General features: G+C 64.7%; 26 protein-coding genes and 1 pseudogene. 16 read left to right on the top strand and 11 right to left on the bottom strand.

All coding sequences use genetic code 11. The annotated features are described in order from the left end of the window. Positions 1-5: 5 nt before the first annotated feature. From BIO17B3_RS17370 to BIO17B3_RS17295, 16 genes and pseudogenes are all read left to right on the top strand, one after another. Positions 6-692: a DUF934 domain-containing protein gene (locus tag BIO17B3_RS17370; protein ID WP_156054959.1), complete on the top strand. Its 687-nt coding sequence runs from the start codon at positions 6-8 to the stop codon at positions 690-692. Beyond that, a complete protein-coding gene (locus BIO17B3_RS17365) occupies positions 689-1549 on the top strand; it encodes a phosphoadenylyl-sulfate reductase (protein WP_156054958.1) in 861 nt (286 codons plus the stop codon). The genes BIO17B3_RS17370 and BIO17B3_RS17365 overlap by 4 nt, the downstream gene beginning before the upstream one ends. Then, the gene (gene cysD, locus BIO17B3_RS17360; RefSeq protein WP_156054957.1) at positions 1546-2505 is read left to right on the top strand and encodes a sulfate adenylyltransferase subunit CysD; all 960 of its coding nucleotides are present in this window, start codon (positions 1546-1548) and stop codon (positions 2503-2505) included. Before BIO17B3_RS17365 ends, cysD begins: the two co-directional genes overlap by 4 nt. Next, on the top strand, positions 2505-3815 hold the full coding sequence (locus tag BIO17B3_RS17355) for a sulfate adenylyltransferase subunit 1 (RefSeq protein WP_156054956.1): 1311 nt from the start codon (positions 2505-2507) through the stop codon (positions 3813-3815). Before cysD ends, BIO17B3_RS17355 begins: the two co-directional genes overlap by 1 nt. Further along, the gene (gene cobA / locus BIO17B3_RS17350; RefSeq protein ID WP_013106995.1) at positions 3815-4627 is read left to right on the top strand and encodes a uroporphyrinogen-III C-methyltransferase; all 813 of its coding nucleotides are present in this window, start codon (positions 3815-3817) and stop codon (positions 4625-4627) included. The genes BIO17B3_RS17355 and cobA overlap by 1 nt, the downstream gene beginning before the upstream one ends. Then, positions 4624-4947 carry a ferredoxin FdxA gene (gene fdxA, locus BIO17B3_RS17345; RefSeq protein WP_013106996.1) on the top strand — a complete coding sequence of 108 codons (324 nt, stop codon included), beginning with the start codon at positions 4624-4626 and terminating at the stop codon, positions 4945-4947. The genes cobA and fdxA overlap by 4 nt, the downstream gene beginning before the upstream one ends. A 32-nt stretch (positions 4948-4979) precedes the next feature. After that, the gene (locus tag BIO17B3_RS17340) at positions 4980-6083 is read left to right on the top strand and encodes an NAD(P)/FAD-dependent oxidoreductase (RefSeq protein ID WP_156054955.1); all 1104 of its coding nucleotides are present in this window, start codon (positions 4980-4982) and stop codon (positions 6081-6083) included. Positions 6084-6258: 175 nt separating this feature from the next. Then, positions 6259-6630, top strand: a complete 372-nt coding sequence (locus BIO17B3_RS17335; protein WP_013106998.1) for a helix-turn-helix transcriptional regulator — start codon at positions 6259-6261, stop codon at positions 6628-6630. Between the two features lie 4 nt (positions 6631-6634). Continuing rightward, a complete protein-coding gene (locus tag BIO17B3_RS17330) occupies positions 6635-7114 on the top strand; it encodes an arsenate reductase ArsC (protein ID WP_013106999.1) in 480 nt (159 codons plus the stop codon). 78 nt (positions 7115-7192) lie between these two features. Then, positions 7193-7537 (top strand): arsenite efflux transporter metallochaperone ArsD, encoded by a 345-nt coding sequence (gene arsD, locus BIO17B3_RS17325; RefSeq protein WP_094161284.1) that lies wholly within the window; start codon positions 7193-7195, stop codon positions 7535-7537. A gap of 17 nt (positions 7538-7554) precedes the next feature. After that, the gene (arsA, locus tag BIO17B3_RS17320) at positions 7555-9333 is read left to right on the top strand and encodes an arsenical pump-driving ATPase (protein WP_094161283.1); all 1779 of its coding nucleotides are present in this window, start codon (positions 7555-7557) and stop codon (positions 9331-9333) included. Between the two features lies 1 nt (position 9334). Continuing rightward, on the top strand, positions 9335-9844 hold the full coding sequence (locus BIO17B3_RS17315) for an arsenate reductase ArsC (protein WP_156054954.1): 510 nt from the start codon (positions 9335-9337) through the stop codon (positions 9842-9844). A gap of 10 nt (positions 9845-9854) precedes the next feature. Beyond that, entirely contained in the window at positions 9855-11279 is a 1425-nt protein-coding gene (locus BIO17B3_RS17310; RefSeq protein WP_141202417.1) for an FAD-dependent oxidoreductase, read from the top strand. Continuing rightward, positions 11266-11748: a CBS domain-containing protein gene (locus BIO17B3_RS17305; RefSeq protein ID WP_156054953.1), complete on the top strand. Its 483-nt coding sequence runs from the start codon at positions 11266-11268 to the stop codon at positions 11746-11748. Before BIO17B3_RS17310 ends, BIO17B3_RS17305 begins: the two co-directional genes overlap by 14 nt. Before the next feature lie 4 nt (positions 11749-11752). Next, positions 11753-13039 carry an arsenic transporter gene (locus tag BIO17B3_RS17300; protein WP_094161282.1) on the top strand — a complete coding sequence of 429 codons (1287 nt, stop codon included), beginning with the start codon at positions 11753-11755 and terminating at the stop codon, positions 13037-13039. Between the two features lie 371 nt (positions 13040-13410). Further along, positions 13411-14024, top strand: a pseudogene (locus BIO17B3_RS17295) (transposase); the annotation flags it as partial. Between the two features lie 15 nt (positions 14025-14039). Here BIO17B3_RS17295 and BIO17B3_RS17290 read toward each other — a convergent pair. The 11 genes from BIO17B3_RS17290 to BIO17B3_RS17240 form a co-directional block, all read right to left on the bottom strand. Beyond that, positions 14040-14969 (bottom strand): Crp/Fnr family transcriptional regulator, encoded by a 930-nt coding sequence (locus tag BIO17B3_RS17290; protein WP_094161281.1) that lies wholly within the window; start codon positions 14967-14969, stop codon positions 14040-14042. Next, entirely contained in the window at positions 14936-15433 is a 498-nt protein-coding gene (locus tag BIO17B3_RS17285; protein WP_172978991.1) for an Rrf2 family transcriptional regulator, read from the bottom strand. Before BIO17B3_RS17285 ends, BIO17B3_RS17290 begins: the two co-directional genes overlap by 34 nt. A gap of 136 nt (positions 15434-15569) precedes the next feature. Further along, positions 15570-16865, bottom strand: coding sequence for a gephyrin-like molybdotransferase Glp (gene glp / locus BIO17B3_RS17280; RefSeq protein WP_094161279.1), 1296 nt, complete (start codon positions 16863-16865; stop codon positions 15570-15572). 4 nt (positions 16866-16869) lie between these two features. Then, positions 16870-18006: a GTP 3',8-cyclase MoaA gene (moaA, locus tag BIO17B3_RS17275; protein ID WP_094159107.1), complete on the bottom strand. Its 1137-nt coding sequence runs from the start codon at positions 18004-18006 to the stop codon at positions 16870-16872. 41 nt (positions 18007-18047) lie between these two features. Continuing rightward, on the bottom strand, positions 18048-18389 hold the full coding sequence (locus tag BIO17B3_RS17270; RefSeq protein ID WP_031406935.1) for a helix-turn-helix transcriptional regulator: 342 nt from the start codon (positions 18387-18389) through the stop codon (positions 18048-18050). Continuing rightward, positions 18386-18682 carry a hypothetical protein gene (locus BIO17B3_RS17265; RefSeq protein ID WP_051849131.1) on the bottom strand — a complete coding sequence of 99 codons (297 nt, stop codon included), beginning with the start codon at positions 18680-18682 and terminating at the stop codon, positions 18386-18388. Before BIO17B3_RS17265 ends, BIO17B3_RS17270 begins: the two co-directional genes overlap by 4 nt. A 28-nt stretch (positions 18683-18710) precedes the next feature. Then, a complete protein-coding gene (locus BIO17B3_RS17260) occupies positions 18711-19307 on the bottom strand; it encodes a nitroreductase (RefSeq protein ID WP_031406930.1) in 597 nt (198 codons plus the stop codon). A gap of 19 nt (positions 19308-19326) precedes the next feature. Further along, entirely contained in the window at positions 19327-19917 is a 591-nt protein-coding gene (locus BIO17B3_RS19510) for a hypothetical protein (RefSeq protein WP_232054559.1), read from the bottom strand. Between the two features lie 37 nt (positions 19918-19954). Then, positions 19955-20323 (bottom strand): metalloregulator ArsR/SmtB family transcription factor, encoded by a 369-nt coding sequence (locus BIO17B3_RS17250; protein ID WP_232054331.1) that lies wholly within the window; start codon positions 20321-20323, stop codon positions 19955-19957. A gap of 108 nt (positions 20324-20431) precedes the next feature. Then, positions 20432-20743 (bottom strand): c-type cytochrome, encoded by a 312-nt coding sequence (locus tag BIO17B3_RS17245; protein WP_156054952.1) that lies wholly within the window; start codon positions 20741-20743, stop codon positions 20432-20434. Between the two features lie 150 nt (positions 20744-20893). Continuing rightward, positions 20894-23419: an arsenate reductase (azurin) large subunit gene (locus tag BIO17B3_RS17240; protein ID WP_156054951.1), complete on the bottom strand. Its 2526-nt coding sequence runs from the start codon at positions 23417-23419 to the stop codon at positions 20894-20896. Between the last annotated feature and the right edge of the window lie 10 nt (positions 23420-23429).

The raw sequence follows: 23429 nt of genomic DNA, 5'->3' as shown, positions 1-23429 counted from the left end.
CGCGCATGAAATTCATCACTTCCGCAGACGGCGCCCGTGGCGCCACGGACTTGGCGCCGGGCGCAGGCGGGCTTCTCCTGTTCACGCCCGAGCAGTGGCAGACGGCCAGCGCGACCTGGCCCACGCCTGGGATCGCCGGATTGGTGCTTCCCAACGACCTTGACGTGCGCACACTCGCCATCGATCTGTCGCGCTTCGCCAGCGTCGAGCTGCGGTTCCCGAAATGGACCGATGGTCGTGCCTATTCCCAGGCCCGGTTGTTGCGGGTGCGCCTGGGCTACCGTGGCGAGCTGCGCGCCACCGGCGAGGTGCTGGTGGACATGGCGCTGCCGTTGGCGCGGACCGGGTTCGACACCGCGGTGCTGCGCCCCGGCCAGAGCCTGCAGGCCGCACAGCGGGCACTGCAGTTTTTCGAGGGGCTGTGGCCTGGGTTCGACGACGCGGCACTCCAGGAGGCGCAGGCCAGTTCCCCAGTTTCCTTGCCCCGCTCGGGAGGAGTTCGAGGGTCGACGGATGGGGGTGCTGCGACGCCGCCGAGCCCGCATCCGCAGCCGGCCTACTACCAGGGTGACGTGCTCGATCCGCAACCGCTCTTTCTGAAACGGCTCCAGGGGCTGGCCGGCTGGCCCGTCTCTCGCGAGGGCGAAGCAAATCTGGGGCGGCCTGGTCTTGCCCTGGAGATCGCAGCATGAAGCGCGCCATCCCCATCGCTGCGCCGCACGGCTCGGCGCCGGCCCTGTACGCCAAACCCGGTGCCGATTTCGACCAGCGCGTGCAGGACGCGCTCGCCACGCTGCGCGTGGCAGCACAGGAATTCGCCGGCCGCATCGTGCAGGCCACCAGCCTGGGTGCGGAGGACATGGTCCTGACCGACCTGATCGCGCGGCATGCGCTGCCCATCGCCATCGCCACGCTGGACACCGGCATGCTGCACGGCGAGACGCTGGAGCTGCTCGGTCGTGCGCGGCAGCACTATGGTCTCGATATCGAAACCTGGCGTCCGGACGCGGTTGCGGCGCGCGACTTTGTCGCGCGCCATGGTCCGCGGGCCATGTACGCCAGCGTCGATTTGCGCCATGCCTGCTGCGCCTTGCGCAAGCTCGAACCCCTGTCCCGCATGCTGCAAGGCCGTGCCGCCTGGGTGACGGGGCTGCGCCACGAACAGTCGCCCGCGCGCGGCCGGGCCGCACGGCGTGAGAGTGACGCGCAAGGCCGCACCAAGCTCAACCCGCTGCTCGACTGGACACAGGGCGACGTATGGCACTACATCGCGCTGCACACCGTTCCCTACAACCCGTTGCACGACCAATTCTTTCCCAGCATCGGCTGCGCTCCATGCACCCGTGCCGTCGCGCTGGGCGAGGACATCCGCGCCGGGCGCTGGTGGTGGGAGCAGGAGGGGGTGAAGGAATGCGGCTTGCATGTCGGGCAACGCCTCGTTGCCCGCGACCCACGCGACGGACAGCATGGAGCCGCCGCAGACGGCCTCGTCGCAGAACCGATCGCCAAACCAACCATCGTCGCGGAACCGACAGGAGCCCACGCATGAACGCCCCTTTGGATCTCGAACGCCTGTTGCCGCAGATCGACCACCGTCATCTCGACGCTCTGGAAGAGGAAGCCATCTACATCCTGCGCGAGGTGGCGGGTGGTTTCGAGCGCCCGGCCTTGCTGTTCTCTGGCGGGAAGGATTCCTGCGTCGTGCTGCGCCTGGCGGAAAAGGCGTTCAAGCAGCGCCAGGCCAACGGGGCTTACGCCGGCCGGCTGCCGTTTGCCTTGCTGCATGTCGATACCGGGCATAACTTCCCCGAAGTCATCGACTTCCGCGACGCCCTCGTCAAAGCCTCGGGCGACGCGCTGATCGTCGCACACTTGGACGAATCCATCCGCCGTGGCACGGTGCGCCTGGGCCATGCGCTGGAATCGCGCAACCCGCACCAGAGCGTGGCCCTGCTCGAAGCCATCGAGCAGCACCGCTTCGACTGCCTCATCGGCGGCGCCCGGCGCGACGAAGAGAAAGCGCGTGCCAAGGAACGCATCTTCAGCCACCGTGACCACTTCGGCCAGTGGCAACCCAAGGAGCAGCGCCCCGAGTTGTGGTCGCTGTTCAACACGCGTTTGCGTCCGGGCGAGCATTTCCGTGCCTTCCCCATCAGCAACTGGACCGAACTGGACGTGTGGCTGTACATCGCCCGCGAGAGCATCGCCCTGCCCAAGCTGTACTACAGCCATCCGCGCCAGGTGCTGCGCCGCAAGGGTCTGCTGGTGCCGCTGACCGCCGTGACGCCGCCGCGGCCCGGCGAGGCGGTGGAGACGGCCCGGGTGCGGTTTCGTACCGTGGGCGACATGACCTGCACCTGCCCGGTGGAAAGCGCGGCGGCCAGCGCGGCGGAAGTCGTCGCCGAGACCCTGACCGCGACCCTGAGCGAGCGCGGCGCCACCCGCATGGACGATCGCACCTCCGACGCTTCAATGGAGCGGCGCAAGAAGGAAGGCTATTTCTGATGAACACGCACAACGATGCCAACGGCGAACACCGCCACAAGGCGCTGCGCTTTCTCACCGCCGGCAGCGTGGACGATGGCAAGAGCACGCTGATCGGCCGCCTGCTGCTCGACAGCCGCGCCATCCTGGCCGACCAGCTCGATGCCCTGCAACGCCGGGCCGCGGGCGGCAGCATCGACCTGTCCCAACTCACCGACGGGCTGGAGGCCGAACGCGAGCAGGGCATCACCATCGACGTGGCCTACCGCTACTTCACCACGCCGCGGCGCAAGTTCATCATCGCCGACGCCCCGGGGCACGAGCAGTACACGCGCAATATGGTGACGGCCGCCGCCGGCAGCGATGCCGCGGTGGTGCTGATCGACATCACCAAGCTCGACTGGCGCGCCGCGCCCCTGCGCCTGCTGCCGCAAACCCGGCGCCACACCTTGCTGGCGCGCCTGCTGCGCCTGCCGTCCATCGTGTTCGCCGTGAACAAGCTCGACGCCGTGGACGATGCCGAGGCTGCGTTCGCGGCGGTGCGCGATGCGCTGCTGGACTTCGCCGCCGAGGCCGGCATCGCGCCCGCCGGCATCGTGCCGGTGTCGGCGCTGCGTGGCGACAACATCGCCATCGCCTCGACGTCCTGGCCTTGGTATGCCGGGCCGACCCTGTTGCAATGGCTCGAAGCCCTGCCCGCCGCCGAGGAGCCGCAGACCGGCTCCCTGTTGCTGCCGGTGCAATACGTGGCGCGCGAAGGCGACGGCCTGGGCCACCAGCCGCGCACGGTCTGGGGCCGCATCGCCAGGGGCCAGGTCCAGTCCGGCGACAAGATCCGCATCCACCCCAGCGGCGAGAGCGCCGAGGTCGTCGCGGTGCGGCGTGCGGGAGTCGCCGTCGATGGCTGCGCCGCGGGCCAGTCGGCCGGACTGGTGCTCGACCGCCAGGTGGACATCTCACGGGGTGACTGGATCGAAAGTGTCGGGCTGTTCTCAGCTCCCAAGCCCGATGCGATCCAGAGATTCGAAGCGACCCTGGCCTGGCTGGATACGGAGCCAGCGGTCATCGGCCGCAAATACTGGCTGCGCCACGGGCACCGCTGGGTGGCAGGACACATCACGGCCATCTGCAGTCGGCTGGACATTCACACCCTGACGGACGTCGATGCGCAGACGCTCGCGGTCAACGATATCGGCCGCGTGCGCCTGCAGGCGCAGTCAGCACTGCCACTGACGACTTTTGTCGACAATCGCGTGGCGGGAGCGATGATCGTCGTTGATCCCGCCAGTCATCGCACCAGCGGCGCGCTGCTGGTTGAAGCGGTTCAGTAATGGGCCGCATCGTCTTCATCGGCGCCGGCCCTGGCGCTGCCGACTTGATCACCCTGCGTGGCGCTCGCCTGCTCGCGCAGGCCGACGTCGTACTGTGCGACGCGTTGGTCGATCCTGCGCTGCGCGAACTGGCGCCGCAAGCCCGGTGGATCGATGTCGGCAAACGCGGCTTCAGCCACGCCACGGCGCAGGAGCGCATCGACGCCCTGCTGGTGCGCTGCGCGTCGCGCCATCGTCTGGTTGTCAGGCTCAAGGGCGGCGACCCCAGCGTGTTCGGTCGGCTCGAGGAGGAACTGCTTGCATTGCACGGCTCCGGCGCGGTCATCGAAATCGTGCCCGGCGTCACCGCGGCGCTGGCCGCAGCAGCCGATGCCGGCCGGCCGCTGACACGGCGCGGACGCGGGCGCAGCGTGGCGCTGAGTACGGCCATGACCCACGATGGACAGTTGCGCGCCAGCCGCTGTGCCGACACCGAAGTGTTCTACATGGCCGGTCGGCAGCTCGGCGCGCTGGCACGCCGACTGATGGCAACGGGCTGGGCACCGCAGACCGAAGTCTCCGTGGTCTCCCGTACCGGCTTTCCGGACCGGCTGTGCAGCAGCCACGCCCTGACCAATCTGGCGCAGGCCTGTCTGCTGCACAGTGGTCGCCCGACGGTGGTGATTGTCGGCGCCGGAGCGCACCCGGTTTCGCCATACGCCATGGCCGTTTCGCGTGCATCCCATGCTGCGCTGCCGCTTGCAGCACACAGTATCGCCAGACCGCGTTTGCAGCCCGCAGACATCGTTTCGCATCGCGGAGAACCCCGATGACCTTTGTCGTGACCGAAAATTGCATCAAGTGCAAGTTCACCGATTGTGTGGACGTCTGCCCGGTGGACTGCTTCCGCGAAGGCCCCAACTTCCTGGCGATCGATCCGGACGAATGCATCGACTGCGCCGTATGCGTGCCCGAGTGTCCGGCCAACGCCATCTTCGCCGAGGAAGACGTCCCTGGCGACCAACAAGCATTCATTGCCCTCAACGCCGAACTGTCGCGCCGCTGGCCCAGCATCACCAAGCGCAAGCCCGCCCCGCCGGACGGCGAAGAATGGAATGGCAAACCCGGCAAGCTGCAGTTTCTCGAGCGCTGAACATCCGGATTCCGACCGCCCCCTCATCCCTCATGGAAATGCACATCAATCCGGCCATCGCCGACGCGGCCCTGGCCAGCGCCCCGCCGATCGAGACCGATGCCGTCATTATTGGCGCCGGTCCCGTGGGTTTGTTTCAGGTTTTCGAACTCGGCCTGCTCGACATCAAGGCCCACGTCATCGACAGCCTGTCGCACCTGGGCGGCCAGTGCGTGGAGCTCTATCCGGACAAGCCCATCTACGACATTCCGGCCGTGCCCATGTGCACCGGCCAGGAACTCACCGACAACCTGCTCAAGCAGATCGAGCCGTTCAAGCCCACCTTCCATCTGGGACAGGACGTGACGGAGCTGCAGCGCCAGGACGACGGGCGCTTCGTCGTGCGCACCTCCAAGGACACCACCTTGCTCACCAAGACGGTGTTCATCGCCGCCGGCGTGGGCTCGTTCCAGCCGCGCACCCTCAAAGTGGAGGGGCTGGACGCCTTCGAGGGCACGCAGTTGTTCTACCGCGTGAAGAACCCCGCGGTCTTCGCCGGCAAAAATCTCGTGGTGGTCGGCGGCGGCGACTCGGCGCTGGATTGGGCGCTGCACTTCGCCCAGGATGACGCGCACCGCGCCGAAAGCGTCATCCTCGTGCACCGGCGCGACGGCTTTCGCGCCGCGCCGGCCTCGGTGGCCAAGATGCACGCCCTGTGCGAGCAGCACGCGATGCAGTTCGTCGTCGGTCAGATCACGGGGTTCGAGGCCGACGGCGATGGCCGCCTGTCGCAGGTCAAGCTCACCGGCAACGACGGCATCACCCGGCGCCTGCCGCTGGACATGCTGCTGGTGTTCTTCGGCCTGTCACCCAAGCTCGGCCCCATCGCCCACTGGGGCCTGGACCTGGAGCGCAAGCAGATCCGGGTCGACACGGAGAAGTTCCAAACCAACATCCCGGGCATTTTCGCCGTGGGCGATATCAACACCTACCCGGGGAAGAAAAAACTCATCCTCTGCGGCTTCCACGAAGCCGCGCTGGCAGCCTTCGGCGCCGCCCACACCATCTTCCCGGACAAGAAAATCCACCTCCAGTACACCACCACCAGCCCCAAACTGCATAAGGTGCTTGGCGTCGAAACTCCCGTCTTCGATTGATTGAAACCCCCAAGGTTCCTTGACCCTTACGAGGGGCTGGGCGGCACGCCGCTCCTGGGACGCTCACCAGCAAAAGTATCTGCCAAATGTATGCGCCTGGGGCGACCCGAGATTGGCAGCGTGCAAGGCATCCAATCACTGGACAACGCTGCAATACACATTGTATAGTTGCACCATGGAAAAATCTGTTGCCATTCGAATTTTCGAGTCCCTGTCCTCAGGCATCCGGCTCGACATTTACCGCCTGCTGGTCAAGCGAGGCTTGGAAGGCATGGTTTCAGGGCAGATTGCCTCGGCACTCGACCTGCCGCCGAACAACACCTCGTTCCACCTCAAAGCAATGACGCAGACCGGCCTGCTTTCGGTCGAGCAGGAAGGTCGCTTCCAACGCTATCGGGCCAACATTCCGTTGATGCTGGATCTGATCGGCTATCTCACCGAGGAATGCTGCGCCGGTCATCCCGAACACTGTGTGGACCTTCGTGCCGCATCGCCATGCGCAGAGAGCGTGCTTCCTCCCCTTTCTTCAACGCCACAAGAGAGCTGACAACGTGAACATCCTGTTTTTGTGCACTGGTAACTCCTGCCGCTCCGTGCTGGCCGAAGCCACCTTCAACCACTTGGCCCCCGAGGGCTGGCACGCCATGAGCGCGGGCAGCCATCCAACCGGCCAGGTGCATCCACGCTCGCTGGCTTTGCTGGAACGTGAAGGCATTCCAACGGAAGGGCTCTTCAGCAAGTCGTGGGACAGCTTGCCTGTCACCCCCGACATCGTGATCACGGTGTGCGCCAGCGCCGCAGGCGAGACCTGCCCGGCCTATCTTGGCCCGGTTCTGCGCGCACATTGGGGTGTCGACGACCCGGCCAAGGCGACCGGATCCGAAGAACAAATCAATGCCGCATTTGCACACGCCTACCGCATCTTGCGTGCGCGCATCGAAGCCCTGCTGGCATCACCCATGGACAGTCTGCGCAAAGACCCCGCCGCGCTCAGGACGGAACTCGAACACATCGGCTTGCTGGCGCCTTGAAGCTGACGAGGCGATAACTCGGTCGCGAGGTATCGCCTTTTTCATGAGCAACATTGCAACTTGAGCAGGAGTATTGAAATGAAAAAGATTCAAGTCTATGACCCGGCCCTGTGCTGCAGCACAGGCGTGTGCGGTGTGGATGTCGATCAGGAACTGGTCCGCTTCTCGGCCGACGCCGATTGGGCCAAGCAAAACGGTGCGCAGATCGAGCGTTTCAATCTGGCCCGGCAACCGCTGGCATTCGCCGAAAACCCGACGGTCAAAGCATTCCTGGAACGCTCCGGCCAGGAAGCCCTGCCCCTGGTTCTGGTGGACGGTGCAGTGGCATTGGCGGGCCGCTACCCCAACCGTATGGAGCTGGCTCGCTGGGCAGGCATTTCACAACCGGCAGCAGAGTCGAAAGCCGCGCAGGGCTGCTGCTGAACGCGGGAAATACCGTCATGAAATTTCTCGAACTGCCGCCGCGCTTTTTCTTTTTCACCGGCAAAGGTGGCGTGGGCAAGACATCGCTGTCCTGCGCCACCGCCATGCACCTTGCCGGGCAAGGCAAACAGGTGCTGCTGGTCAGTACCGATCCGGCGTCCAACGTTGGCCAGGTGTTCGGCCAGGCCATCGGCAACACGATCACTCGCATCCATGGTGTGCCCGGCCTGTCGGCTCTCGAAATCGACCCGCAGCAAGCGGCGCAGCAGTACCGGGAGCGCATCGTCGGCCCGGTGCGCGGGACGCTGCCGGACGACATCGTCAACGGCATCGAGGAACAGCTCTCCGGCGCCTGCACCACCGAAATCGCCGCCTTTGACGAATTCACCGCGTTGCTCACCGACTCGGCCCTGACCGCTGACTACAACCACATCATTTTCGATACAGCCCCGACCGGCCACACCATCAGGCTGTTGCAATTGCCCGGCGCGTGGAGCGATTTCCTTGAAGCGGACAAGGGGGATGCATCCTGCCTCGGCCCATTGGCCGGACTGGGCAAGCAGCGCGCCCAATACAAGGCGGCAGTGGAGGCTTTGGCCGATGCCCAGCGCACCCGCCTGGTTCTGGTGGCCCGCGCCCAGCAAGCCACCTTGCGGGAGGTTGCACGCACCCATGCGGAACTCGCGGGTATTGGCCTGTCGCAGCAGTATCTGGTGATCAACGGCGTCCTGCCACCGGAAGAAGCCGCGCACGACCCTCTGGCCGCAGCCATCTGCACGCACGAACAGGCCGCACTGGACACGATCCCCGAGGTGCTCAAGGCCCTGCCCCGCGATCGGGTCGCGCTCAAGCCCTTCAACCTGGTCGGGCTGGATGCCTTGCGCCAGTTGCTGGCCACGACGGCCTCGCAAGCACCCAACGATGATGTAGCTCCAGTCGCGCTTGATGCGCCCAGTCTGTCCGAGCTGGTTGACGACATCGCCGAAGACGGCCGCGGTCTTGTGATGCTGATGGGCAAGGGCGGCGTGGGCAAGACCACCCTGGCCGCCGCCATCGCGGCCGAACTGGCCCATCGCGGCCTGCCGGTACACCTCACCACGTCCGACCCGGCCGCGCATCTGTCTGAGACCCTGAGCGGCGCGCTGGACAACCTCACGGTCAACCGGATCGACCCTCACATCGAAACCGAGCGCTACCGGCAGCATGTATTGGCCACCAAGGGCGCGCGGCTCGATGCGGAAGGCCGGGCGCTGCTGGACGAGGACCTGCGCTCGCCCTGCACCGAGGAAATCGCGGTGTTCCAGGCCTTCTCGCACATCATCCGCGAGGCTGGCAAGAAGTTCGTGGTGATGGACACGGCACCGACCGGCCACACCTTGCTGCTGCTCGACGCGACAGGCGCCTATCATCGAGAAATCGTCCGCCAGATGGCCGGCACCGGGCTGCACTACACCACCCCGATGATGCAGTTGCAGGACGCCGGGCAGACCAAGGTGCTGATCGTGACATTGGCCGAAACCACCCCGGTACTGGAAGCGGCAAACCTGCAAGCCGACCTGCGCCGCGCCGGGATCGAGCCCTGGGCCTGGATCATCAACAACAGCATCGCGGCCGCCGCGCCGAACTCGCTCTTGCTGCGTCAGCGTGCCAGCCACGAACTGCGGGAAATCGACGCCGTCGCGACCCGCCATGCCCGGCGCTACGCGGTCGTGCCACTGTTGAAAGAAGAGCCGGTCGGCGTCGATCGCCTGCTGGAACTGGCTCCCCGCCCCAGCCTCATCACCGAAAGAGCCTGACATGGCCGCAAAAATCTACAACGCCCTGTTCATCTGCAGCGGCAATTCCGCGCGCAGCATCATGGCAGAAGTCATCTTGAACCATCTCGGTCGAGATCGGTTCAAGGCGTACAGCGCGGGCAGTCGTCCTCGCGGCGAAGTGCATCCGCTCACGCTCGAAGTTCTCGCCGGTCAGCACTATGACCTTCGCGGCTTGCGCAGCAAGAGCTGGACGGAGTTTGCGGCGCCGGATGCGCCATCGATGGATTTCATTTTTACAGTCTGCAATCAGGCGGCTGGCGAAGCCTGTCCCGCATGGCCTGGTCAACCCATCACCGCCCACTGGGGTTTCGCTGATCCAGCCGCGGTTGTCGGGGATCGTGAGCGTCAACTCAAGGCCTTCGCCAACGTGCACTTTCAAATCGCCGCTCGCATCCGCCCGCTCCTCGCCCTGCCCATCGACAAGATCGACCGCATGTCGCTGCAAACCCAGTTGCGTGATCTGGGCCAACAACGCTCCGAATACCCATGAAGGGAGCAGCATGACGCGCCTCCTCGTCATCGGCGGCAGCGACGCGGGCATCAGCGCGGCGCTGCAGGCTCACGAGATCGATCCCCGAGCCGAGATATCCGTCCTGTTGGCCGACGAATACCCGAACTACAGCATCTGCGGCCTGCCCTTTTACCTCAGCGGCGAGACGCCGGATCACCGGCAGCTCGCCCATCGCACCGCGTTCGACGGCATCGACATCCTGACGAACCATCGGGCCGTATCGGTTCATCCAGCGACCCAGACGGTCGATGTCGTGCGCGGGGCGAACGGCCGTGCGGAGACGATGCGCTATGACCACCTGATCATCGCCACCGGTGCCGTCCCAGTCCGTCCCCAAGGGTTGCCCGGCCTCGATCTCCCCGGCGTTTATGGCCTGCATACCATGGGAGATGGTTTCGCTGTCCAGAGCCGTCTCATGGGCAGCGAAGCGCGTTCGGCCATCATCGTCGGCGCGGGTTATATCGGCGTCGAGATGGCCGACGCGCTGCGGCATCGGGGGGTCGATGTCACGCTCGTAAGCCATACCGATCCCGTGTTCCCAAGCATCGATCCGTCGTTCGGCAGACTGATCGGGGAGGAGTTGTCACGCCATGGCGTGCGGGTCGTAGCCGCTTGCACCGTCGAGCGCATCGAAGCCGCCGGCAACCGGCGCGGTCTTACGGTGTCGGGTTCGGGCGGGTTTGCCGCCACTGCCGATCTGGTGCTGGTCGCCACCGGCGTGCGCCCTGACACCACCCTTGCCGCCACGGCTGGGATTGCACTGGGGCCCTCGGGCGCCATCCGCGTCACGCAGCGCATGGAAACCACGATCCCCGGCATCGGGGCCGCAGGTGATTGCGTCGAGACCTGGCATCGGATACTCCAGCGGTCAGCCTACCTGCCACTCGGGACGACCGCGCACAAACAGGGCCGCGTGGCTGGCGAGAATGCGGTGGGCGGGGCGCGTCTGTTCGCGGGCTCGGTCGGCAGCCAGACCGTGAAGGTGTTCGAGTTGGCGATCGCACGGACGGGCTTGCGCGAAGCCGAGGCGCGCACGGCCGGCTTCGATCCCGTCACCATCGAGACTGAAACCTGGGATCACAAGGCCTACTACCCTGGAGCGCAGAAGCTCCGCATCCGGGTGACCGGTGATCGCCGCACTGGTCGTCTCCTCGGCGCGCAGATCCTCGGCCACTGGCGTTCGGAGGTGTCGAAACGCATCGACGTGTTCGCAGCAGCCCTGTTCCACGGCATGGGCGTCGAAGACTTGAACGATCTCGATCTCAGCTACACACCTCCGTTCAGCAGTCCCTGGGATCCGGTGCAGATGGGAGCGCAGGCCTGGATGAGCGCGGTGAAAACCGGTGCTGACAAGTCGTTCACCGCCGATCGACCCACAAATCTTGAGAAAGGAACACAGCATGAAAGTCCGTGACCTGATGACCCCGAACCCGATCCGGATCGCACCGGAGACGCCCGTGGCGGAGATCGCCCGCATCTTGATCGAGCACCGCATCAACGGCGTTCCGGTGACCGATGCCGGGGGACACCTGCTCGGCCTCGTGACCGAGGGCGACCTGGTGCATCGTGCGGCCGACGAGCGGTTGGAGCCGCGCGAATCGGTCTGGAAGGAGAACTTCTACCGCTCCGTGTTTCGCCGGCGTACGCCGGAGCCGGACAAGGCCGAGGGCCGCACGGCCGCGCAGGTCATGACGCGGGAAGTCCTCACCGTGGCACCCGAAGACCATGTCACCGTGGCCGCGCGTCTGCTGGTGGATCACAGCATCAAGTCCCTGCCGGTGATCGAGCACGAACGGCTGGTCGGCATGATCTCGCGCTTCGATCTGGTCAAGCGCCTGGCCAACAGCGGCCCGGATGCCTTCAACCCCATGCGCAAGAACTGAGCCGATGCTGATCGCACTGCTGATCTTCATCGCCACGCTCGTCTTGGTGATCTGGCAACCACGCGGGCTGGGCATCGGCTGGAGCGCGACTTTCGGCGCCATTGCCGCCCTTCTGACCGGCGTGATTCATCTCGCCGATATTCCGGCGGTTTGGCACATCGTTTGGAACGCCACCATTACTTTCGTTGCCACCATCATCATCAGCCTGTTGCTCGATGAAGCCGGCTTTTTCGAGTGGGCGGCGCTGCGTGTGGCACGTTGGGGGCGCGGCAACGGGCGCGGACTCTTCGCCTTCCTGGTCCTGCTGGGCGCAGCCGTGGCGGCCTTGTTCGCCAATGACGGCGCAGCGCTGATTTTGACGCCGATCGTGATGGCGATGCTGCTGGCGCTCGGCTTCAGTCCGGCGGCAACGCTGGCTTTCGTCATGGCCGCCGGCTTCATCGCCGATACGTCCAGCCTGCCATTGATGGTGTCCAATCTGGTCAATATCGTCTCGGCCAATTTCTTCAACATCGGCTTCAACGCCTATGCCGCGATCATGGTCCCGGTGGATATCGCCGCGATCGCCGCCAGCTTGGTCGTGCTGCTGCTCTATTTCCGGCCCGGCATCCCCGCCCAATACGACATGGCGCAGCTCAAACAGCCGCATGAGGCCATCAACGATCCTGCCACGTTCCGCATCGGGTGGGTGGTGCTGGCGCTCCTGCTGCTCGGGTACTTTGGTCTTGAACCGCTGGGCGTGCCGGTCAGCGCCGTCGCGGTCTTCGGTGCGCTGCTTCTGCTCGGCGTGGCTGCGCGCGGCCATGTCATCAGCACCCGGAAGGTGTTGCGCGAGGCACCCTGGCAGATCGTCATTTTCTCGCTGGGGATGTATCTGGTGGTGTATGGGCTGCGCAACGCCGGGATCACTGGGTATCTGGCGGACCTGCTCAATGTTTTTGCGGGCCACGGCGTGTGGGGCGCGGCGTTCGGCACCGGGATTCTGACGGCATTCCTCTCCTCGGTGATGAACAACATGCCAACGGTCCTTGTGGGTGCGCTCTCCGTTGCTGCGACGAACGCCACCGGCCCGGTGCGCGAGGCCATGATCTATGCCAATGTCATCGGCTGTGATCTCGGCCCCAAGTTCACACCCATCGGCAGTCTGGCCACCTTGCTCTGGCTGCACGTGCTCGCGCGCAAGGGCATGACCATCGGTTGGGGGTATTACTTCAAGGTGGGTGTCCTGCTGACCGTGCCCGTCCTACTGATCACGCTGACCGCGCTCGCACTGCGTCTGAGTCTGGCTTGAAGCGTCCATCGCACGTGCCAGGATACGAAGCGGGTCCATGGCAACATGCGTTACACAGCCAGACCCGTTCTCATCATCGATCGGCGATGCCGAGAACAGTGGCATTGCCACGCGCGAAGCCTATTCCACGAAAGCCCGAAAATCGGGCAGCTCGAGTTGCGTTTGTGCCAGCTTGGCCGCCACTGCCGCTGCCTCATCCGCGGATAAACAGGCCACGATCAAGGATCCAGGGATCGACTCACGGTCTGCGACGGATGTCGCCTGCGCGTTCATGGCTGCATGACACCCCAGCAGGCCGTTGAAGAACTGGCGCGCCGCGCCTGGTTCGACGAGGATGGCTGGCAGCAGCGACCAGCGGGGAGAGGAAGAGAATGCGAGGAGCCGACGCGTACAACGAGGCGCTGTTCAGCACGTTGAAGCTGGAGGAGTTCGTGCCTCAGGCGCATCCGCTGCGCACGATCCGCCAGTGGAAGAACGAGACGCTGGCGAAGATAGACGCGAAGTTCTCGGTAATGTACGAGGCCGATGCGAAGGGCGGGCGCCCGAGCATCGCGCCGGAGAAGCTCATGCGTGCGATGCTGCTGCAGGTGTTGTACAGGAGCGCCAGCTCGCCGAGCAGATCTCCCACAACTTGCTGTTTCGCTGGTTTGTCGGGCTGTTGATCGAGGACACGGTGCGGAGCCACTCGGTGTTCAGCAAGAACTGCGATCGCCTGATCGAATTCGACGCTGTCACGGATCTATTCAACGCAACGGTGGAGATGGCCCAGGGGCCCGGGCTGCTGTCGGGCGAGCACTTCGGCGTGGACGACACGCTGATCCACGCGTGGGCCAGCCACAAGAGCGTGCGGCGCAAGGATGGCAGCGATGACGACAGGCCGCCCGAGGACTGGCACGGCGAGTCGCGCAGCCACGCCACGCATGCCTCGACGAGCGACCCTGAGAGCAGGCTGTATCGCAAGAGCAGCGCCTGCGCTGCCGAGCTATCTGGGAAAAGGAAATCAAGGCAGCCGCCGATTCTGCATGGACGCATGATCCATGCCGACAAATTGACCGCCGGACCGGCGGTGAGGAACGGTGGACGGAGATGATGCCTGCGTGGCCGGGGCAGACCCCGCTTCAGCTTGTAGCCTCTTGGCGCCAGGTACGATACCCGCGCGACGCTGCCGGGCCGAAAGCGGCTTCCGGACCTGCACATAGGCCACGAGCGCGTCGCGTTCGATGGCGTAGCGGCCGAGCCCCAGTCGCACGAGCCAACCGCGTTGCCTGAGCCGAGACAACGCTCTGCTGGCCGACTCCATCGCCACGCCGAGCAGGGCGGCCAGATCGTCCAGCTTGGGCAGCAACAGCGTTTCACCCGATGGCGCGTCCGTCAGCGCCAAGATCAATTGCGCCATCCGCGGTGTCACGGGACGCTGGCCCCCATAGAGACAGGACCCATCGTCCGCCTGCTGCAGGGCACGATGCCAATGCTCCAGCAGCATGTCCAGGTCCGAACCGCACCGCCCTGCGTCCTCGTTCTGGAGCAATGTGATGGGGATGCGGCAGACCCGCACGGTTTTGACGGGTGAAGCCCGATGCAGGAAGGGCTGGGTGACCAGACTCTCCAATCCGATCACGTCCCCGCGTTTGGCGATGCGGGAAATCCGGCGCTGGCCGTCGGGTTCGATGCAAGCCAGCGTGACGAGATGGGTGCGGATCACGTAAACATGGTCGCCGCGCAGCCCAGGCTCGTAGAGCGCTTGCCGGGGGCCATACTCCACGTCGTCAATATTCTCGGCAACGGCGCCCAGATCCTCCAGGGGCCAATGCTTGAAGACGCACTGTGCGCGAATCGCGCATTGGTGGCATTGGGCGCGGCCCTTGCGGACGCCCTCGCCCTTGTGCTGCCGGCTCGTCACGTTCGCGCTCCCGGTTGACTTGCGGCGCATGGGCGATGCCTTGGTGCTTCCCGCTGGAACGCATGGGAGCGTGCGTTCCCACAGCCTGGCATGCCCAGAGCAAGATCCTGCAGCGTGATCGCTTGTAAAAACTCCATACTGCAACGATTCAAGGCCGTCTCGAGTGCCCGCAATGCGGTGGCCTCCAGGCTGGCCCGGTTCCGCGCTCCGATCAGCTGGCCACGGGCGGGCCCGCCTGGCCCTTGTTGGCTCGCCAGAACGATATCCGCCGCGGTGATCCAACGTGGCGCGCGTGCCAGCCCATAACAATCATCAGGGGCGGACTTGCAGCGCAGCAGTCCTGCGTCCATCAAGCGCTCGAACAAGGTTTTCAGGGTGGACGGGGCCATCTGCAGCGCCGCTCCGAGATCCCGCACGCTGGCGGACCCACTGCGCGCCCTGGCCAGGGCCAACATCACCTCGAGTACAAGCTGTTCCTGATGGGTCGGTTTCATGCATCGCCTCCGCATGTTTGCCCCAGGACCCGGTCGACGCGCGATCTTGTCTGCGGGAAACCATCTTGCCTCGCCCACAGCCAAAAGGACACCGATTCCACGAGAAGCTGGCCACAACGCGTTTGCAAGATTCGCATCACACCAGCCCCTCGAACGGCAAAAAATCCACCAACTCGCCGGCCTGCACGCTGCCCTGTTCGTGGTGCAGCACGATGAAGCCGTCGGCCCGGCTCATGGAGCGCAGGATGCCGGAGCCCTGGTCGCCGGTGGTGCGCGTGGCCAGGCGCCCGTCGGGCAGACGTTCGAGCACGGCGCGCTGGTATTCGGTGCGCCCGGGACGCTTGCGCAACGTGGTCTGCGCGACCACGCTCAGCAGCGGCAGGGGCTGCATCTGCGCCCCCATCATGTGCAAGAGGGCCTCGCGCACGAAGTGGTAGAAGGTCACCATCACGGCCACCGGGTTGCCGGGCAGGCCGAACAGCATGGCGCCGTGGCCCGCGCTTTCGATGCGGCCGAAGGCCATGGGCCGGCCTGGGCGCATGGCGATGCGCCAGAACACCACGTCGCCCAGCGAGGCCATGACCGCACGCATATGGTCGGCTTCGCCCACGCTGACGCCGCCGGAGGTGATGACGGCGTCGGCGTTTTCGCAGGCCTGGCGCAGCGCCGTTTCGAGCGCGGCGGGGTCGTCACGCACCACGCCCAGGTCCAGCACCTCGCAGCCCAGGCGGGTGAGCATGGCCCAAAGGGTGTAGCGATTGCTGTCGTACACGCTGCCTTGCGCGGGTGGCTCGCCCAGGCTGCGCAGTTCATCCCCAGTGGACATGAAGGCCACGCGCAGCTTGCGCCACACCATTACTTCAGGTAAGCCGAGCGATGCAACCAGCCCGATATCGGCCGGGCGCAGCAGCTTGCCCACAGCCAGTGCGGGTTGACCGGCGCGCAGGTCTTCACCACGCTGGCGGGCGTTGTCGCCTGGCTTGAGCACGCCTGCAGGGATGTGCACGACGTCGCCTTCCAAGCGCACGAATTCCTGCGGCACGACGGTGTCGCAGCCTTCGGGCATGACGGCGCCGGTCATGATGCGCACGCAGGCGCCGCTCGGCACGGCGCCGGTGTAGGCATGGCCGGCCAAACCTTTGCCGACAACTGTGGGCGCCGCCGCGCCGCCGGCCGCCAGATCGGCGCCGCGCAGCGCGTAGCCGTCCATGCCGGCGTTGTCGTGCGAGGGCACGTCGAACGGAGCGATGACGTCTGCGGCGAGCACGCGCCCGAGCGCGGCGCGAATATCGACGCGCTCGGCGGTGCGCACGGAGCGTACAAAACAGGCGATGATGTCCTGCACCTGATCGACGCGCAGGGCGTCGGGGTCGTAGCTGCCGACGCAACAGACGACGGCGGCGAGATCAGGAAACGTCAGGCTTGCGGACATGCGCTCACCCTCCGATGGCAAACATCTCGGGCTTGCGCACGGCCTGCAGCAAGCCTGCGCCATCAAACCCGCGCAACTCGGAATAGCGATCGTCACGCCGGCTCCAGACTTGGGCGAGGGCGGCCTGCAAGTCGGCGTCGCTCGCCTGTTGTATGCCCTGCTGCGCGTCGCCGCGCAGCAGGGCGCGCAGGTCGTGGCCGTGGCTGGCGAAGAGGCAAAGGTAGAGCTTGCCTTCCATCGACAAGCGGGCGCGGTTGCAGTCGTGGCAAAAGGCCTGGGTGACGCTGGAGATGGCGCCAATTTCAAGGCTGCCGTCGTCCAGCAGCCAGCGCTCGGCGGTTTCGCCCAGCACGGTGGGGTCGAGCGCGTGCAGCGGGTGGCGCTGGGCAATGCGCGCCAGCAACTCGGCCGAGGGCAGCACCTGATCCATGCGCCAGCCGTTGGTGTTGCCCACGTCCATGAATTCGATGAAGCGCAGCACGACGCCGCTGCCGCGGAAATGCTCGATCATGGGCAGAATCTGGTCGTCGTTCACACCGCGCTGCACCACCATGTTCACCTTCACCGGATGCAGTCCGGCGGCCTGCGCCGCGGCGATGCCTTCCAGCACGGTTTGCACCGGAAAGTCCATATCGTTCATGCGGCGGAAGACGGCGTCGTCAATGGCGTCCAGGCTCACGGTCACGCGGTGCAAACCGGCCCGCGCCAGTGCTTCGGCCTTGCGCGCGAGGATGGAGGCGTTGGTGGTCATGGTCAGTTCCACCGGCTCGCCGTCCGGCGTGCGGATGGCGGCGAGCATGGCCACCAGGTCCTCCACGCCCTTGCGCAGCAGCGGCTCACCGCCGGTGATGCGCAGCTTGCGCACGCCCAAGCCGACGAACACGCGCGCCAGGCGCTCGATTTCCTCGAAGCGCAGCAGATCGGCGTGGCGCAGGAATTCGTAATGCGCGTCGAACACCTCTTTGGGCATGCAATAGGTGCAGCGGAAATTGCAGCGATCGGTGATGGAGATGCGCAGATCGTGCAGCGGCCGGCCCAACTTGTCGGCCAGCAGCGCACCGGGCGCGAGGGAGTGCGCGGGAACGGCCGGCACGCTGGAGGCGTAGCGGTGATCGACGATGGGAATGGTTCGCTCGGACATACAGGGGCTGAGGGCGGGATGGATGCAGCGCGTGCGGCATCTCAGTTGACGATGCAGACTGCTGCGCACAAGGCGTCGGCCAGTGTGCTGCTCAGGCGGTACGTGACCTGTCGCCCGCTACGCTCGCGGCGCACGATGCCGGCCTGTCTGAGCAGGCGCAGATGGCCCGAGATATTGGGTTGGGAACTGTCGATGCAGTCAACCAGTCCATGCACGGTCTGGTCGCCGTGGCGCAACTGGCAGACGATCTGCAACCGCGTCGGGCAAGCGAGGGCTGCGAAGAGTTCGGCGGCCTCCTGGAACACCGCCTCCAGTGCGTCACCTTCTTGGGCCTGGTCGGTCGTCGCGAGGGTGTTGGCAAAAATCTGCGGGGCGTGCGTCACTCGAGCAATCCATGCTGGTAGTGCGGGGCGAAACCCTCATGCCAGGCTTCGCCGAGCTCGGAACTGAAGTAGTCCACAAGGCGATAGCTCATCGGTGTGGGCTCGTCCATGAGTGCCCGATAGACGGCAACGCCGTCCTCGGGATGCAGATCACGGTGCGCGCGCGCTGCGGTTTCGACATAGCCTTGGGAGCCGATGGCCAGCACCATGCTGCGCTGGTCGGGCTCACCGCGGTGAAAACTCTGGGCGAAATACACGACTTGGTGGGTGGTTTTTCGGGGTGATGTCTGCATCGAAATCTCCGTGCGTCGACTGAAAGTTTCACAACGTCTCGACGAAATCGACAGGCGACGGGCGCACCCGGCTGGTCTTGGCTTTGGCCACCGTGCCGACAGCGATGAAGCAAACCGCTTGTTCGTTGTCGGCAAGCCTGAACAAGTCGCGCAAGGCTCTCGACTCCATCGCCTGCCCGCTGACCAGCCCGGCGCCGAAGCCCTGGGCGTGCGCCAGCAGCAGCATGTTTTGCAGTGCACAGCCGAGCGAGACCAGGCGCTCGCGCGGCGGGATCTCGGGGCTGGCATCGTCGTGCGGGCGGGCGATGGCCAGCGCCAGGAAGGGCGCGCGCGCAGCCTTGGCCCGTGCCTCGGAGCGTTGCTGCGCGGTGGCGTCGGGGTCGCGTTCGAGCAGGGCTTGCACGAACGCCTCGCCGAGCCGCTGGCGCCCGGCGTCCGAGACATGCACGAAGCGCCAGGGCAGGATCAAACCGTGGTCGGGCGCCTGTGCAGCGGCGGTGAAGAGTTCGCGAACCTGCCCGGCATCTGGGCCGGGTTCGCCCAGCCGCTTGGGTGAGGTCTGCTGGCGTTTGCGCACGAGCTCGCAAATGAGTTCGGCGTAGTCGATCGGTTCCGCGAGAGTCATGGCGTTGGACATAGGAAAGTCAAAATATGCCGAGGGCAGCTCGATCGAGTTGGTACCCGGTTCGGCCGGCATCGGCACCTGGCCCCAGGTGCCGACGCCGGCCGTGCAGCACCGCATTGACCAGCATCGGCTCGGCACCGGGTTTGCCCGCGTATTTCTCGGCCACGGCCTCGTACGCGGGGCCGACGACCTTGTGATCGGCGGTATGGCAGGTCAGGCAGTTCTTCCGCCGGGCCAGGGTCAGCATGGCCGAAGCGCTGGTGCCGCCCACAGGCGCGTGGGCGGTGGCCGGTGTCTTGGCCTGGGCGTTCGGTGTCGGCGCTGCCGCGGAGAGCGAGGCGGCGTTCCACTCTTCGGCCATTCGAGGGCCGGATGCGACCACGAGTTGTGCCACTGGTGCAATGCGCCGAGCGATGGCGCGGGTGGACATCGGCGACGAATCCGGGTTTGGTCCCACTGTGTTGGACAGGTAGGAAGCGATCAGAAGCAGGACGATCACGGGCAGCGCGAAGCTCGCCGGGATGATCAGGAGCAGCTTGCGCAGGGTCGCCCCGAACGGCAGTTCGTGCGTGGGTGTGGGTTTGGAGCGCGAGGCTGGTGGGGTATGCATGGCGGTGAGGTCTGATCAAGTGCTGTTGCACGCGCCCTCAATGGCCTGGGCAGACGATGTCGCACAGATCGGCGACAAAGCTGTTGCGGATGCGGTACGTCACCGACTGGCCGCTCCTCGACCGATCCACAATGCCGATCTGGTGCAGTTGGCGCAAATGCAGGGACGTGTTGGGCTGGCTGCTGCCGATCCGGTTGGCAATCTGCTGCACGTTCATGTCCTGCTCGCGCAGGTGGCAGACGATGCTCAATCGCATCGGGGATGACAGGGCGGCGAACAATTCGGCAGCGGCCTCGAAGACCGCAGTGGCGTCATCCTCCCGCGTGCCGAGAGGCCTGCGCAAGGTTTGTCCGCCCAAACCCGTGTTGCTGCCCATGTCGCGGGCAAAAGGAAGTTGGTAGCGCATGCTTGGCGGTGTGGGAAGACGGGAACTCCCTGAGAGATTGTGGGCGGTTATGCCAGCCGAGGCCTCTTTCAATGAGACCTCGGCTGGTCCGCCCTCTGGCCTACGGGCTTACTTCAGACTCAAAATCCACTCGACCAACTGCTTGGCCTGCGCCGGGGTGACATCGGCGTTGGCCGGCATCGGCACCTGACCCCAGGTGCCGACATGGCCATGCATCACGGCATTGACCAGCATTTGCTCGGCACCGGGCTTGCCAGCGTATTTCTCGGCCACGGCCTTGTAGGAGGGGCCGACGATCTTGGCGTCCACCGCATGGCAGCCCAGACAGTTCTTCTGCTTGGCCAGAGCCATCATGTCAGGGGCGGCCCAGGCTTGGGCAGCGAACAAGGCCAGGGATGTGCACAAAAGAAGTTTGTTCATCGTGTTCCTCAATTTTGATGGCTTGACATGGAATGCACTGACTCCCGCATTCAAAAAATGGGCTCCAGGGTAGGAGCCCAAGGAACTGCCGCCCGAGGAGGAGGACAGCGGTTCCCCCAGGCCATCTCGGCCTGGGGGAATGGGGGCGATTCAAACCCCGTACATGCGGCTCTTGGTCGAGACCGTACGTTTCCAGTCGGGCATCGAGCCGACCCGACGAATGTCGGCCCAGGTTCCCTTGTGGTACTCGAGGAAATGCACATCCGTTGCAGTGGTCACGACGGAACCCACGACCCCTTTGGGAGCGCCGAAGACGACGAAGGACTGGTTGGGCTTGATGGTCGGCTCCGGGTAGGCCATGGCCATCGTGGTGCCGTAGTCGTTGTAGATTTCGACCACATCGGTCGGCTTGACGCCGAGGGTCGCCATATCCGCAGGATTCATCTGGATCACCGCCATCGGGTAACGGTCCATGATGAAGGGGTCGTATTGGTTGTTGTACCAAGACTGCCAGACTTCGTTGAACCGGCCGTTGTTGATCCAGAATTTGTACTTGGCCTTGACCTCGGCTGCCTGTTTGAGCCAACCATCCCACTTCGCTGGAAAGACCTGGATCTTGCCATTGGGCGTGTCGAACTTGTCGTCGGGATAAAGCGTCGGCGAACCCAGCAGCTTGTCTCCATCAACCTGCTTGATCGGCATCTGCACGCCGTTGTTGCCAGCTTTGCGCAGCAGTGCATACGTGGCCATGTAGCCCGTGGCGTAACCCTCGCTGTCGATTTTGGGCGCGCCCGGTCGACCGACCTGGCGGAATCCATCATTGAAGGCATCTTCTGGGGTTGTCCACTCGAAACCTTCGAAGCGCTTGGCCATCTTGGCATTGCCTTCGGCCTCGTACATCACGCGAATGGTGTTGGCGATACGCGCGGCGGTCAGACAGTCGGGCAAGGCTTCGCCTGGGGGATCGATGAACTTCTCGGACATGCGCAGGCGGCGCTCACCGTTCATCGAGGTGTGGTTCATTTCTCCCGGCAGAGCACCCGGAAACATCACATGGGCCGCCTCGGCAATCATCGTGGGGTAGATATCCATCATCCCGACAAACAACCCGCCCTTTTGCGTTGCCTTGTAGATGACGTCCACCATCTCCTTGGGCGTGGCGCCACGGGCCTGGCCCATGGCCTGTTTGACGATCTGACTGCGGCGAATGACGGCTTCGCGCAGAGCCTGGGCATTGTTGGTGGTCTGGAATGTGTTGCACGCCCAGAACGTCATCATCTTGCCCTTGCCATTGATGAGGTAGGTATCAACCTCGATCAACTTGTCATGGCGCGGAATGGGAAAGTCGGCGGCCGGATAGCGGGACTTGGGTTCCGGATATGGGGGCCGTGTGTAACCTTCCTGGTGACCGCCCATGCGCACCCAGCCTGTCCCACGTCGGCTGCCCACATTGTGCGTGGCCACGACAACGGCACCGATGGCTTGTTCAGTGACGTAGTTGTTGTTGCCACAGATGATGCCTTTCTCGAAGGCATGCATGGTGCGTGGCTGCTTACCCGGAGCCTTGGGTTTGTAGCTCCACTCCGCAGCCTGCTTGATCTGCGCCACCGGAACGCCGGTGATGCGACTGCACTCGTCCAACGACATGGCGTTGGCCTTGACGGCGGCCTCGAAACCTTCCGTATGCTTGGCGATGAAGTCCTTGTTGATCCAGCCTTGATCGACGATGTAGGTCAACAAGCCATTGAACAGGGCGCCATCGCTGCCAGGATTGATCGCCAAGTGCAGAACCTGATCCTTGGCCAGATCCTCACAAATCGAAATCGACGGATTGCGACGCGGGTCGACGAAGATGAATTTGCCCGGACCGACCGGTTCGCCGGGGAACATTTTCTTCTTCTTGTCCACCGTGCCGCCCTGCAGATTGGGCAGCCAGTGCACGAGGAAGTAGTTGGTCTGGTTCTCGTAGGGGTTGTTGCCGATCGACCAGATCACGTCGGCGAGTTCGGCGTCTTCGTAGCTGTTGTTGAGCTCGAATATGCCCATGTCACGGTTGCCGAAGCATTCGGAGTTGTACGCCGGACGGTTATGGATGCGTACCGTCGGGGTCTGGATACCGGTGAAGATCAGCTTGCCGGTGCCCCAGGTGTTCTCGAAACCTCCACCGGCGCCCCCGTGATCAAACATGGCCACAGCGATTTCGTCTGGACCATCTTCGTCCAGAATTTTTTTGACCATGCCACTATAAACTTGGAGGGCGTAGTCCCAGGAGGTGTCCATCCATTGGTCACCATAGTAGACACGGGGGTGAAGCAGACGCTCTTTGGTGAGGCCATCTGCGTTGTAGAAGTAGGACGCCATTTTGCCCCCGCGGGTTGAGCTCAGCCCCTGGTTGACGACGCAGGCCTTGTCAGGCACGATCATGACGGCTTTACGCTTGCCGTTCTTGTCGGTCAGGACATTGGTCATCGCCGGGGTCATGATGGTGGCGAAGGGCGGAAGCTGCTTGCGAAAATCAAGCCCCAGCGCGTTCTGGTGGGGCGCTCGCCCGCCCTCGCGGTCGGCATCCCAGGTGTAGGCGTGGTAGCCACAGCCCACGATGCAGAAATGGCAGGTCAAATTGGTTTTTTGCGCATCTGCCGGCGGCAGCGCGACACGATCCTTGAATTGCGACATGGTGTTCGTC

Source organism: Thiomonas sp. OC7 (assembly GCF_900634595.1).
Classification (GTDB): domain Bacteria; phylum Pseudomonadota; class Gammaproteobacteria; order Burkholderiales; family Burkholderiaceae_C; genus Thiomonas; species Thiomonas arsenitoxydans.
The sequence above is the reverse complement of the archived record's forward strand: the minus strand, read 5'-3'. Positions and strand labels throughout refer to the sequence as shown.